Source organism: Thiocystis violascens DSM 198 (genome assembly GCF_000227745.2).
GTDB classification, from domain to species: Bacteria; Pseudomonadota; Gammaproteobacteria; order Chromatiales; family Chromatiaceae; genus Chromatium; species Chromatium violascens.
In genome coordinates this window covers 452,225-464,806 of the sequence record NC_018012.1, presented here as the reverse complement: position 1 = coordinate 464,806, position 12,582 = coordinate 452,225, and the positions used below count along the sequence as shown (strand labels likewise).

11 protein-coding genes and 1 pseudogene are annotated in these 12,582 nt (G+C 64.1%); 6 read left to right on the top strand and 6 right to left on the bottom strand.

Annotated features, from left to right (window positions below):
- Positions 1-124: 124 nt before the first annotated feature.
- A pseudogene (locus THIVI_RS02175) lies at positions 125-367 on the bottom strand (hypothetical protein); the annotation flags it as partial.
- 21 nt (positions 368-388) lie between these two features.
- Entirely contained in the window at positions 389-2,083 is a 1,695-nt protein-coding gene (locus tag THIVI_RS25985) for an SbmA/BacA-like family transporter (protein WP_014777016.1), read from the bottom strand.
- 680 nt (positions 2,084-2,763) lie between these two features.
- Between THIVI_RS25985 and THIVI_RS25495 the strand changes: the two genes are divergently transcribed.
- A complete protein-coding gene (locus THIVI_RS25495; protein WP_052314938.1) occupies positions 2,764-3,492 on the top strand; it encodes an HMA2 domain-containing protein in 729 nt (242 codons plus the stop codon).
- Positions 3,465-4,913: a heavy metal translocating P-type ATPase gene (locus THIVI_RS02160; protein WP_052314937.1), complete on the top strand. Its 1,449-nt coding sequence runs from the start codon at positions 3,465-3,467 to the stop codon at positions 4,911-4,913. Before THIVI_RS25495 ends, THIVI_RS02160 begins: the two co-directional genes overlap by 28 nt.
- Before the next feature lie 155 nt (positions 4,914-5,068).
- Here the strand turns inward: THIVI_RS02160 and fur are convergent, their stop codons facing one another.
- Positions 5,069-5,488, bottom strand: coding sequence for a ferric iron uptake transcriptional regulator (gene fur, locus THIVI_RS02155; protein ID WP_041447230.1), 420 nt, complete (start codon positions 5,486-5,488; stop codon positions 5,069-5,071).
- Between the two features lie 404 nt (positions 5,489-5,892).
- Here fur and THIVI_RS02150 point away from each other — a divergent pair, with 404 nt between their 5' ends.
- Both THIVI_RS02150 and hemP read left to right on the top strand, forming a co-directional pair.
- Complete coding sequence (locus THIVI_RS02150) at positions 5,893-6,948, top strand: transposase (RefSeq protein WP_014777014.1); 1,056 nt, start codon at positions 5,893-5,895, stop codon at positions 6,946-6,948.
- Between the two features lie 349 nt (positions 6,949-7,297).
- Positions 7,298-7,546 carry a hemin uptake protein HemP gene (gene hemP, locus THIVI_RS02145; protein WP_014777013.1) on the top strand — a complete coding sequence of 83 codons (249 nt, stop codon included), beginning with the start codon at positions 7,298-7,300 and terminating at the stop codon, positions 7,544-7,546.
- Between the two features lie 104 nt (positions 7,547-7,650).
- Here the strand turns inward: hemP and THIVI_RS02140 are convergent, their stop codons facing one another.
- The 3 genes from THIVI_RS02140 to THIVI_RS02130 are packed head-to-tail and all read right to left on the bottom strand — an operon-like array spanning position 7,651 to position 9,563.
- A complete protein-coding gene (locus tag THIVI_RS02140; protein WP_157174340.1) occupies positions 7,651-7,884 on the bottom strand; it encodes a SlyX family protein in 234 nt (77 codons plus the stop codon).
- Between the two features lie 11 nt (positions 7,885-7,895).
- Positions 7,896-8,510: a PAQR family membrane homeostasis protein TrhA gene (gene trhA / locus THIVI_RS02135; RefSeq protein WP_014777011.1), complete on the bottom strand. Its 615-nt coding sequence runs from the start codon at positions 8,508-8,510 to the stop codon at positions 7,896-7,898.
- Between the two features lie 6 nt (positions 8,511-8,516).
- Positions 8,517-9,563, bottom strand: a complete 1,047-nt coding sequence (locus tag THIVI_RS02130; protein WP_014777010.1) for a serine hydrolase — start codon at positions 9,561-9,563, stop codon at positions 8,517-8,519.
- Between the two features lie 163 nt (positions 9,564-9,726).
- On the opposite strand from THIVI_RS02130, the gene THIVI_RS02125 reads away from it, so the two are divergent.
- Positions 9,727-10,968, top strand: coding sequence for a YcjF family protein (locus THIVI_RS02125; RefSeq protein ID WP_014777009.1), 1,242 nt, complete (start codon positions 9,727-9,729; stop codon positions 10,966-10,968).
- Complete coding sequence (locus THIVI_RS02120; RefSeq protein WP_014777008.1) at positions 10,965-12,509, top strand: GTPase; 1,545 nt, start codon at positions 10,965-10,967, stop codon at positions 12,507-12,509. The genes THIVI_RS02125 and THIVI_RS02120 overlap by 4 nt, the downstream gene beginning before the upstream one ends.
- Positions 12,510-12,582: the final 73 nt, after the last annotated feature.

The following is a 12,582-nucleotide window of genomic DNA, read 5'->3' as shown; positions in this document are numbered from 1 at the left end:
CTTAGGCGATTTCCGGGAAAGACTTTACCGATCCAAAAATCGCCTTAACCAGCATTAGCGCTCTGAGGTTCATCAATCGCGGGAGCGCCACGCCAGGATGGCGCCCGCCTGCACCCCCGGCGGCTCAATCGAGCAGTGCCTTGACGAGGGTTCGCCACGCCGGGTTTTCGGGCAGCTCGGAGACGGGCAGATCATCCATCAGGAGCAGCGCGCGACCGTGATCGTCGTAGAGACGCACCTGGTGTCGCGAGCCCTGCGGTTCTGGGCGCTCCAACACCCAGGCGCTGTCGATCACGCTCGGCCCCAAGGTCAGACGGGCCTCCTCGCAAGTCAGTTCCAACCACTCATTCCGGCGCGCCCGATAGGCATTGAAGCAGCCCTGGAAGCTTTAAGCGACGCCGGCCTTGCCTGTCAGCACCCGCACGACGAGCGCCTGATCGGCGATCGTTTCGAGAAGGCAGGGAATCAGCTCCGGTGCGGCCAAGCGGATCCGTCCGCGCACCTGCATGCGCGCTGGGGTGAGGCTCAGCCAGCCGCAAGCCTCAGCGATGTCGCCGACATCCAGGGGCGAACCGCTCCAGTCGCGGTAGCCCGCCAGATCACTGAGATGCCTGGCGAGTCGCGATGCCGTGTCCGTGCGACGGCGAAACGGGACGACGCGCCGGCTCTCGGCCTGATAGGCCCCCATCAGGACACGCAGGGCGAAGCCGTGCGACTGTCGATCCGCCGCCAGCGTCAAGAGCGTGCCCCGATCATGCGCCTCGATGTCGAACCCTGTTGGCGGCTCGGCTTTTGACTCGCTCCGGGGACGCATGGCGTGCCATTCGTCCAGAAAACAGCACAGCCCAAAGGTTGTCCCCTCGGCGAGACCCATGTCATCCCTGAACTGAATCCCCTGCAGCTCGACCGACTGACCGAGGGCGACACCTGGGATCGCGGTCTCGATCCGCACGGGGTCGAGACAGGCGAGATCCCAGAGCAGTTCTTCCCACTGACCGCTGAAGCAGACCGGAGCAGCGGAAGCGCCGACCCGCGCGAGCGCTTCCGACAAGGGATCGGGCGAAAAAGGGCGGATAGAGGCAACCTGACTCGAAGCTGTCATGACCGGAATCTCAATGAACGGGCAGTTGGAAGGGGCTGGCTGGCGACCCGCGAGCGCCGTGCCAGGGCTCAAATCGATTCCTACCGACACGAGCGATGGCTGCCGCTCGAAGGCTGCCTCGAACGCCACCAGTCGCTTGTGGATGGACTGCAACTCGACGATGGTGGTCCAGGAGTTGACCAGATACTGGAAGCTCGACGACACCTGCCCGAAGGCCGTCAGGATCTGCTGCAGGATGCCGAAGGTGACCTGACCGGCGGCGATGGTCGGCACCAGGATGAGATAGACGAAGATGTTGTCGGCCTGCAGGTAGTTATAGTGGGCGATGTTGAAGTAGAAATAGTGGAAATAGAGCCGGAAGTAGTGCCGGCGCACGTTGGCGAAGAGCGTCCGCAGCGTGGGCAGCTGGGCGCGATCGGGATCGTCCTCCCCATAAACCAGTTCCTTGCGGTAGGCGGCCTCGACCCGTTGATTGCGAAAGTAGAGACCCGGTAGCTTGATCCCCGCCACGGCCAGGACCGCCGTACCGAAGAGTGACCACACCAGAGCGGCGGTGAAAAGCGGCGCCGGAATACTCCCCAGGATGGGCAGCTCGGTGACATAGGACGAGAGCGCGAAGAGCAGCGGCAGAAAGGGGAACAGGGCCATGACCGAGTCCACGATCTTCACGCCCAGCGTCTCGACGATGTCGGCGAAGCGCATGGTGTCTTCCTGGATGCGCTGGGCGGCGCCCTTGATCGATCGCACCTCGGCCCAGCGCGCGACATCATAGTAGTCGTTCATCGCGGTGCGCCAGCGGAAGACGTAGTGACTGACGAAGAAGCTGGTGGCCACGACCACCAGGATGGCGATGAAGGCGATCTCGGCGAAGTCGATCAGCAGTGCGAAGAGCGCGCCGGAGGTCACGCCGGCCTCGCCGGAGAGCGCAGCCTGGACGGTATCGAAGAAAGGGCGGCGCCACTCGTTGATCGCGACCGACACCTAGACGGAGAAATTAGGTGGAGAAGAGAATCGTCGAGGAACCGAGGATCGACCACCAGCGCCACGGATCCTTTGCCAGGACGAGCCGGGTCGATTGAAGTCAAGTGTCTCTTGTGGCAATCGTACAGAAGCGTGCCACTCAGTAGGCGGTTGAGGGTGCCGTACTGATCATCAAATAATAAGAATAATTTTTATGTGTATTTAATAACGACTCACATCCTCAGAAGAGCGGCTGCACTGTCTGTCACAGCGTCGATGCCGCCATCGTCGGCCCGGCGTACAAGGATGTCGCGGCCAAGTATAAGGGCGACGCCGCCGCACCGTGGATGCTTACCGCCAAGGTGAAGGCGGGCGAGTCGGCACCTGGGGCCAAATCCCCATGCCGCCGAACGTCGCCGTCAGCGATGCCGACATCAAGACGCTGGTGACCTGGATCCTCGGCCTCTGACTCCCGCAGCTCGATGAGATCGATCTGCGCGACAAGACGGTCGCGATCTACGGGGTGGGTGACCGGATCGGATATCTGCGGGAGTTCGTGGACGCCATCGGCACGCTTTATGAAGAACTGGAGTTACGTGTTCTCAATGTAATCACGCATGTTAACGTCAATCATTCCTTTTCCAAAAACCGTCACCCATACCCTCTGGCCTGGGCCAGTTTAGAGCAGCGAGGAGAAAGGCATGATCGAGACACGTCACCGGATCCCGGGCCGCGTGCGGCTGCGTATCCGACAGCTCGCGCATAATGGCGCCCTGGCCTGGCGCCTCGAACAGCGCCTGACTCGTGTCGAGGGGGTGGCGGATGTTGCCTGCAACCTGGGCTGCGCCTCACTGGTTCTGCGCTATCGGGAATCCCTGCTCGGCCAGGCCGAGTTGGAAGCGATCATCCTCGGTGTTCTGCATGCGCCGGAGGATGACGAGGCCGATCCGGCGGGTCAGACCATTGCATGCCTGGGCTGCCAACGCGCGACCCGCAAAGGTCGAGAGCATCGCTCCTGGCTGGGACGCATCCTGGGCTTTGGACTGCTGTGCGGCTACCTGGCGTATGTCCTGATCCGCGAGCACGTCCTGAAACGACCGGTGACCCAATCGCCGCTGAGCCTGACCGGCCTGATCGCGCTCGCGGGCGCCCTGCCCCTGTTGCGCGACGCCTGGCACGAGACCTTCACGGAGAAGCGCTTCACCATCCACCAGTTCCTGGCCTTCTCGCTGCTGCTGGCGATCCTGGTCGGCGAGGCGCTGACCGCCTTCGAGATCATCTTCGTGCTGCACGGCGGGCAACTGCTGGAGGCCTATGTCGCCAACCGCTCGCGCCGCGAGATCCGCCGAATGCTCGCGCTCTCGATCAAGGACGCGCCGAGGACGCGGAGATCCGCACGCCGGTGGCGGCGCTGCGTGCGGGCGACCTAGTGGTGATCCGCACCTGCGAGAAGATACCGGTCGACGGCGAGATCGAGCGCGGCGCGGCGGAACTGAGCGAGGCGGCGATCACCGGACGGCAGGAGCCGGTCTTCAAGACGCTGGGCGAGCGGGTCTTCGCCGGAAGCTATCTCGAACAGGGGGTGCTCTACGTGCGGGCGCACGAGGTCGGCGAGGACACCTATCTGGCCCGCATCGCGGCCCTAGTCGACGCCTCGCTCGACCGGAAGGCCCCACTGGAGCAGCGCGCCGACGCCCTGGCCGCGCGGCTGCTGAAGCTCGGGACACTGTCGACGCTCGCCACCCTAGTGCTGACCCAAAGCCTGAGCCGCGCGCTCACCGTGATGCTGGTGATGTCCTGTCCCTGCTCGACCATTCTCGCCGCCTCGACCGCGGTTAGCGCGGCCATCCACAACGCCGCGCGGCGCCAGATCCTGGTCAAGGGCGGGGTCTATCTAGAGCAGATCGGCACCGCGCAGTGCTGGTGTTTCGACAAGACCGGCACCCTGACCACGGAGACGCCGGAGGTCGCGGAGGTGGTGTCCGGCGACACCGAGCAGCTCCTCTTTTGGGCCGCTTCGGCGGAGCTGCACAACCCACACGCGCTGGCGCATGCCATTGCGCAGCGCGCCGCCGCGCAGGGGGTGGAGCCGGAGCCGCACACTCTGAGCGAGCAGATCCTTGGGCAGGGCGTGAAGGCTCGGGTACAGGGACGGACGGTGACGATCGGGAATGCCCGCCTGCTTGACGGCGAGGGGGTACGGCTGAACCGCCAGTTCCGCCGCGCCGGCGAGGAGCTGAGCGCACGGGGCCTGACCGCCGTCTATGTCACGCTCGACCGCGAGGTGCTGGGGGTGCTCGGGATTCGCCACCAGCTCCGCTCAGGCGCGCGGGAGACACTGGATGCCCTGCGCACGGGGGGTGTCACGCACCTCTGTCTGATCTCGGGCGACGAACCGGCGGTCGCCGAGGGACTGAGCCGCGAGCTGGGGCTGGATGCCTGCCATGCCGGGCTGCTGCCGCGGGACAAGGCCGAGATCGTGCGTTGCTTGCAACGCGAACACGAAACGCTGGCAATGGTCGGCGACGGGGTCAACGATGCCCTGGCACTCTCCGAGGCCGAGATCGGCATCGCCATGGGCGCCGGCGGCTCGGAGGTCGCCATCGAGGTGGCCGACATCGCACTCGCCGACAGCGACATTCGCAAGCTGCTCGCGGTACGCGAACTGAGCCGAGCCACCCTGCGCACCGCAGACCAGAATTACGCCTTTGCAGTAGGCACCGATCTGGTTGGGATCGTCTTCGGCGCCCTGGGCGTCCTGAACCCGGCCATGGGCGGGATGATCCACATCGCCCATACGCTCGGCATCCTGGTCAATTCGTCACGGCTGCTGGGGTATCGAGGGGAATAGTTGGCGGTGGAGAGCGCCGGATCGATCCGGCGCAGAGCGTTCTTCAGCGGCTGACTTCCCTCAGGCGACGCGGCTGGAGCTGCGTCGCCCGTATGAAGAAGCACCGCTCCGCGAAAATCGAACCTTGCGCGTCAAAGCGCTGGCACGCGGCTCGGTCAGGACTTGTCCTGACAGACGGGACAGGTGCCGTAGAGCACCAGCGAGTGATCCTCGGTGATAAAGCCATGGTCTTTCGCCACCGACGCTTGCCGCTGCTCGATCTTCGGATCGACGAACTCGAGGATACGCCCGCAACGGGTGCAGACCAGATGATCGTGGTGCTCTCCGCGGTTGATCTCGAACACGGCTTGGGCACTATCGAAGTTTTGCCGGCAGACGAGGCCCGCGCTTTCGAACTGGGTCAGCACGCGGTAGACCGTGGCTAGCCCGATCTCCGCATCTTCCGTCAGTAACTGGCGAAAGACGTCCTCGGCACTCATGTGCCGCTTGGCGTTGCGCTCGAGGATCGCCAGGATTCTGGTTCTGGGAACCGTTACCTTGAGCCCCGCTTCTCTGATCTGGTCAATTTCCGACATGATGCCCACCACTGACGCGGCCATGCGACCCAGGCGACGAAAACCTTCGTCGACCTGAGAATCATGGCTGCAATACATGCACGCTCACGACAGCAAGGGACGACACGCAGTCCAGCCGCTGGGAGCTTCGCGCCAATCACGAGCCAAGGCGGTACGCGCCCCATCTCCTATATCCTGTCAATCGCCCGGCAGCATAACGATTTTTCGGCTTGATGACATCATCGCAGATCAACTCAGGCGTGACCCGAGTCGGCCAATGCGGCGCATCCAGACGGCACTCACCCCTGGATTCTGACCACGCGATTCCCAGGTCCGATCGGAAGGGCGGAGGATACCGACCCGCCTCATCACCTATCACATTCTGGCAAACTGCCGCTCAGTCGATGTTGAGGTGATTGAGGATCATGGGAAGCGTCAAACGATTGGCTGATGAAGTGGCGTGCGGGCTGCGCGAGGTGCACCCGCGTCTGCGCAAGACGGTGGTGAGCAAGCTGGCGTTGGCGGTCGGGGCGATGATCGAAGGCCAAACCCCGAACACGGTGGAGTTGGCCAATCTGCTGCCCTTGGACACCGAGCGGCAGGACATGCGCGAGCAATGGCTGAGGCGTTTGCTGAAGAATCCGCGGTTGGGTCCGGGAATGGTGATTGAGCCCTTTGCACGAGCGGAGTTGGCGAAGGCGGCCAGCCATGGTCAGACGGTGTTGTTGAGCCTGGACCAAACCGATTTGGGTGATCGGATGGCGCTGCTGATGGTGGCGTTGCGGGTGGGTGATCGCGCGATACCGCTGGCGTGGCGGGCTGAGGAAGGGGCGGCCAATCTCGGCTTCGCGGGCCAGCAGGTGGTGTTGGAGCCGCTCCTGGCCTGGCTGCCGTCCGGGGCGCGCGTGCTGCTATCGGCGGACCGGTTCTATCCGTCGGCGGGCCTGTTCGGGTGGCTCCAAGCCCGGGGCTGGAGCGACCGGCTGCGCCTGAAGAGCAACGTGCTAACGGATACCGGGCAGGGCGATGAGACGACGACGGGCGCGTTGGCACACGGGGTGACGGAACGTTACTTCACCGGTGTGCGCCTGTTTGCGCAGGGGGTGATCACGAACCTCGGGATCCTGCACGAGGATGGCCACCCCGAGCCGTGGATCATTGCCATGGACGCCGCCCCGACACGGGCAAGCGTGCTTGACGACGCTGCTCGCTGGGCCATCGAACCGATGTTCTCCGACGTCAAGGGCCGGGGCTTCGACTTGGAGGATTCGCAACTCCAGCATGCCGAGCGTTTGGAGCGACTGGTGCTCATCATGGCCTTGGCCATGTACTGGTGTGTTCGCGCCGGCCGAGACGAGGGGCTGAACGATCCGACACCACTCGAAAAAAAGTCCAGGCGCAGAACGACCCCGCGCATTGGAGCTTCAGGAAACTCTATCGTAGCCTGGTCTCGTGGTTCACGCGCGGCCTGCGCCGTCTGAAGCGGTGCCTTCAAAACGACCTCCCGTTGCCCGCTTTTCATGCCCGTGAGTAACTGATAGGTGATGAGACCGACCCGCTCCACACATCTCCGCGGAGCGGCCGCCCGCCATCAGTCGAGCTGTATATAGATGAGAAGTGCGAGCGCACAGCCCGATGCGAGAATGGCGGGCACCAGACTCCCTCTGAGGTTCAGGATGGATCGCCTCATCGCCATGAAGACATCTTGCATGCGGAACTCCTCGGCCTGCAAACGGCTGTCGATGCGCGCTGTCGACCGACTTGAAATACAAATAATAACGGTTACTATTATCGTACAAGTAGGTCTCATCGTCAAGCCGGGTCCCCATCATGAGCATGCATGCCGACAACGCCGCCCAAGGCAACGGACTGCTTCCCGAGACATGCCCAGATCGAAACAATAAAACCGAGCCACCACCACTCAGCGTCTACAGTGCCGAGCTGCTGGGCTCCGATCCGGAGCTGACCATTCTGCACGCTGGCGAGCGCTATCGACTGCGCCGCAACCGCTCCGGGCGGCTCGAACTGATCGGCCCGGACACTCCGCCGCAAGACATCCCTCGCCTATCCCAACCCTGAAGCCGACTCACGCCCGAGGCGATGGAACGGTTGCTTCGGCTTCGCTACCGATCGGCCGTCTCATCCCGCTTCGTTGAAGCATCCGCCCAGACAGTCGACACGGTTTAATAATGAGGCGGTGGCGATTCCGCCCGCGCGGTCTCCGAGTGCGTCTCTGGCAGGGCGGCGACCCGCGCGCGCAGTTGATTCATCGCCTGCTGGAGCCGGGAAAGCTCTCCCTGCTGGCGGGTGACGATGAGATTGAGTTGCTTGATGTCGTCGTCCTGATAGGTCAGACGCATCTGCAGATCGGCGATAGCCGCGAGGATGGGGTTTGCGACATCGGTTGGCTCTGTCATCTTCGGCGACATCAGAGAAAAAAGAGAATCGTGACGTAATGACTGACGCTGCCGGCAAGCACGAACAGGTGCCAGACGCCATGACACCAGGGGTAGCGATCGTCCAGGACATAAAAAACGATGCCGACGGTGTAGAAGAGTCCGCCCGCCAGCAGCCACCAGAATCCGCCAGGGGGGAGTGCGGCGATCAGCGGATCCAGGGCGAAGAGCACCAGCCAGCCCATGCCGAGATAGATGAAGATCGCAAGTATCCGCGGACCCTTGCGGGGCAGCGAATCCAGGACGATGCCGATCAGCGCCAGGCCCCAGACGGCGCCGAACATCCACCAGCCCGTGGCGCCTTGCAGGACCAGCAGGGTGAAGGGGGTATAGGTGCCAGCGATCAGCAGATAGATGGCATGGTGGTCGAGCGTGCGGAAGATCCGTTTCGCGCGCCCGCGCAGGCTGTGGTAGAGGGTCGAAAAAAGATAGAGCAGGAACAGCGTGAACCCATAGATGCTGAAGCTGACGATTCGCGGCGCGCTCCCTTCCGCGCCCGCGAGGGTCACCAGGACGGTGGCGCCGATCAAGGCAAAAACGGCGCCGACAAGATGCGAAATGCTGTTGAAGCGTTCGCCGTCGTACACTTTGAATTACCTCGCGGCGGTCTTTTGCCCGTTCAGGAGCCAGTCCCGTACCCGATTGGAATCGCCCAACGGGGTCAGTTTTCCAGAGCCGTCGAGCAGCACGATATAGAGCCGCCGGTCGGCGATGCGGGTTTGCATGACGAGACAGCGTCCAGCCTCGTTGATGAAGCCCGTTTTGCTGATTTCCACGTTCCAGTCGGGATTGCGGACCAGCGAATTGGTATTGCGGTACAGCAGTGCCCGCCCGTCGGCGAAGGGATGCAGCGTCATTTCGCCGGTGGAGGTGGTCTTACGAATAAAGGGATAGGTAGAGGCCGCTTTGACCATCTTGACCAGATCCTCCGCGGAAGAGCGATTCTGTCCGTTGAGTCCGCTGGAGTCGGCAAAATAAGTATCGTACATCCCGAGCGACTTGGCCTTGCGGTTCATGGCGCTGACAAAGGCCGGCGTGCCGCCGCGGAAGGTAGTGCGTCCCAGGGCGTGGGCGGCGCGATTGTCGGAGGACATCAGGGCCACCATCAGGAGTTCGCCGCGCGTCAGGTTGGCCTTGCCGATCATGAGTCGGGAACTGCTGTTGCGCAAACGGTCGCGGTCGTCCTCGATGATGCCGATCCGGGTACTCAGCGGGACGCCAGCGTCCAGTACCACCATGGCCGTCATCAATTTCGTGACGGAGGCGATGGGTTTGATCTGCTGCGCGTTTTTGGCGTAGATGCGGTTGCCGCGCTCGTCGACCACCAGCGCGCTAGCGGACTGAAGTTGCAGTCCGGGGGGATTCCGATGGGGCTGGTTGTCCTGGCGATAGAGTTCGCGCGCCATGGACAGGATTTCCGACGGATCGCGCTCGTCGATGCTGGTTCGACTGCGTGACTCGGGTGAAGCGTAGGTCCGCGAGACGATCTCGGGTTCGCTGCGCTCGGGCGCGGCGCAGGCGCCGCCGCTCAGAACCAGTGGACCCAGGAGCATTGCCGTCAGGAGCATCCGGACCATGCCACCGGGCCAGTCTCCAGCAAGGGCTTGGGGCAGGGATCGCAATACGCGGAACCTGGACATGACGGCGGCCTCTCTTTTAGTTTTGCTCGAAAAATAAGTGTCGATTATCGCATAGGCCCACGGACGCGCGCGTCCTGGGTTTTGTTCGTTCTTTCTCAATTGCTGGCCGATTGCCCATCTCCCGATACAATCGGCGGGATGCCGCACTCCCGAGGTCCGCTCCATGTCCGCTCCCCACGAGAAGAACTGGCCGAATCGCTGGCGCGATCTGCGTCAGGCGCTGCTGGATCCGCGCGTGGACGACGCAAGGCTCGGGCTTGCGCTTGACGAGGCCCATCTGCGCCATCCCCTGCCGGTGATCTGGCTGATCGGCAAGACCCAGTCCGGCAAGACTTCGATCGTCCGCGCGCTCACGGGTAGCGTACAGGCCGAGATCGGCAACGGCTTTCAGCCCTGTACCCCGACCCTGCGTTTTTATGATTTTCCGGCCGAGGCGCCGGTGGTGCGCTTTCTCGACACCCGCGGGCTGGGCGAGGTGGACTACGATCCGGCGGAGGATCTGCGCTTCGGCGAGTCCCGGGCGCATCTGCTGTTGGGGGTGATGAAGGCGACCGACAGCCATCAGGAGGCGGTCTTCGAGGTGCTGCGCGCGGTGCGCCGGCGGCATCCCGAATGGCCGCTGATCGTCGCCCAGACCGGACTGCATGAAGCCTATCCCCTCGACTCCAATGGCGGGGCGGACCATCCGCTGCCCTATCCGCTCGCGCGCGAGCCCTGGCCGGCGTCGGTTCCGCTCGATCTCGCCCGCGCCCTGCGGGTGCAGCGTGATCTGGCGGGCAAGCTGCCGGGCGCGGCGCCGGTGTCCTGGGTGCCGGTGGATCTGACCTTGCCGGAGGATGGCTACGAACCTCCGGACTATGGTTTGGAGGCGCTGTGGCAGGCGATCGAGACGGTTTCGACGTTGCGTCTGCGGACGCTTCTGCTCGGCGACGCCGCGGTTCGCGATGTCTATGCGCGGGCGGCCCATCCGCACATCGTCGGCTATGCGTTGACGGCGGCCGGGATCGGTGCCTTGCCGGTGGTCGATCTGATGGGCGTGCCGGCGATCCAGGCTAAAATGCTGCACAGTCTGGCGGTTCTCTATGAACAGACGTGGGATCGCCGGGCGATCGCTGAATTCCTGGGTCTGCTGGGGACCGGCATCGGGGTCGCCTATGGCGCGCGAGTCGCGGGGCGGGCGCTGGTCAAACTCGTGCCCGGCATCGGGCAAACGGTCGGCGCGGTCTGGGGGGCGAGCGCCAGCGGGGCGACGACCTATGCGCTGGGCAAGGCGGCTGGCGTGTATTTCGATCATCGCAATCGGGGACTGACGACCGAGGCGCGGGCGTTACGTCAGGTCTTCGCCGAGCAACTGTCGCGAGGTTCGGAGATTTTACGGGACAGCATCCGCGCGGGACGAACATGAACGCATTTTTCAAACGGATCGATCGCTGGTGGCTGGCGGCACTGCTGCTCTGGACGGTGCCCTTCCTGGCGCTGTTGCCGCTCGGGATGCTCTGGCTCCGTCAGGAAGGCGCGCTGCTGGTCTGGCTCGCCGCGTTGGTGGTCTTCAGCGCGGTGGGCTACGGCATGCAGTTCTGGCTGAGACGGCGCGAGCAGACCGGTTTGGCGGCGGGTCAGACCCAACCCAACCCGGACTGGCCCCCGGACGCGGACGCGGCCTGGGCGCTGGTCGAGGCGTTCGCCGGGAGCATCGAACCGGACGACTGGCCGCTGGGCGACGGTCAGCAATTGGGGTTGCTCGCCCAGCGCACCCTGGAAAAGGTCGCTGGCCATTTCCATCCCGACGTGGACCGCCCGCTGCTGGAACTGACCCTGCCCCATGCGTTGCTGATCGTCGAGCGGGCCAGTCGCGACCTGCGCGACACCATCACCGAAAATATCCCCTACAGTCATCGTCTCACGGTCGGGTCGCTCATCCGCGCCTATCGCTGGAAGCCCTTCGCGGAGCGGCTGTTCGGACTCTATCGGGCCGGACAATGGGTCATCAATCCGGCTCACGCTGCGCTGAACGAAGTCTCGGAACATCTGCGCGGACGCGGCTATGCCATGGCCCAAAAAGACCTCTCGCGCTGGCTGCTGCGGGAATATGCGCGCAAGGTCGGACGCTACGCCATCGACCTCTACAGCGGACGCCTCTTGCTGACCGACGGAGATCCCGTCAGCCGGGCGACCGCAGGCTCGGTCAAGGATCTGGCCGTCGCGGCCGAGTCCGAGATCGAGGACGGCTCTGGACCGGCGGGCGAGCCGCTGCGGATTCTGGTGCTGGGCCGCGCCAATGCCGGCAAGTCGAGTCTCGTCAACGCGCTCTTCGGACAACTGCGCGCGGCCACCGATCTGGCGCCCGACACCACGCGGGCGCTGACGCCTTACCGTCTGGAACGCGAAGGGCTGGAGATCGCCCTGATCCTCGACGCGCCGGGCGTGGAAAGGCTCGCGTACAAAAATCTGCACGAGGCGGCGAACACGGCCGACCTGATCCTCTGGGTCAGCGCCGCACACCGTCCCGACCGGCAATCCGAGCGCCAGACCCTGGACGCGCTGCGCACGGCGCAATCCGCGCGGGTCGGACGCCGCCCGCCGCCGCTGCTGGTGGCGGTCACCCATATCGACCGTCTGCGCCCCCTGCGCGAATGGCAGCCGCCCTATGACCTCACAGAGACGCGCAACCTGAAGGCGATGAGCATCCAGGCCGCAGTGACCGCGCTCGCAACCGACCTGGAGGTGCCGATCGCCAGCGTGATCCCGGTCTGCCTGGCCGAGGGACGGGTCTACAACGTCGAGGATACGCTCTGGGCCGCGCTGCTTGACCAGATGGACCGCGCGCAGCGCGCGCGGCTGTTGCGCTGTCAGGACGAGCGTCGCCGCAAGGAAAACTGGATGCTGCTACGCCGCCAACTCGCCAATGCGGGTCGGTTTCTGCTTGCCCTGCCTGGGCGGTTGTAGGGGCAAGGGGCGTTTTCGCGATAACGCTTTGCTGTGTCATGAGAAAACAGGAAATCCTCCGAGCGTTTGGCTG

Excerpts from the sequence above, each read along its gene's own strand:
- hemP (WP_014777013.1), top strand. The coding sequence starts at position 7,298 with ATGAGCATGCATGCCGACAACGCCGCCCAAGGCAACGGACTGCTTCCC.
- THIVI_RS02120 (WP_014777008.1), top strand. The coding sequence starts at position 10,965 with ATGAACGCATTTTTCAAACGGATCGATCGCTGGTGGCTGGCGGCACTG.
- THIVI_RS25495 (WP_052314938.1), top strand. The coding sequence starts at position 2,764 with ATGATCGAGACACGTCACCGGATCCCGGGCCGCGTGCGGCTGCGTATC.
- THIVI_RS02130 (WP_014777010.1), bottom strand. The coding sequence starts at position 9,563 with ATGTCCAGGTTCCGCGTATTGCGATCCCTGCCCCAAGCCCTTGCTGGA.
- fur (WP_041447230.1), bottom strand. The coding sequence starts at position 5,488 with ATGTCGGAAATTGACCAGATCAGAGAAGCGGGGCTCAAGGTAACGGTT.
- THIVI_RS02125 (WP_014777009.1), top strand. The coding sequence starts at position 9,727 with ATGTCCGCTCCCCACGAGAAGAACTGGCCGAATCGCTGGCGCGATCTG.
- THIVI_RS02140 (WP_157174340.1), bottom strand. The coding sequence starts at position 7,884 with ATGACAGAGCCAACCGATGTCGCAAACCCCATCCTCGCGGCTATCGCC.
- THIVI_RS02150 (WP_014777014.1), top strand. The coding sequence starts at position 5,893 with ATGGGAAGCGTCAAACGATTGGCTGATGAAGTGGCGTGCGGGCTGCGC.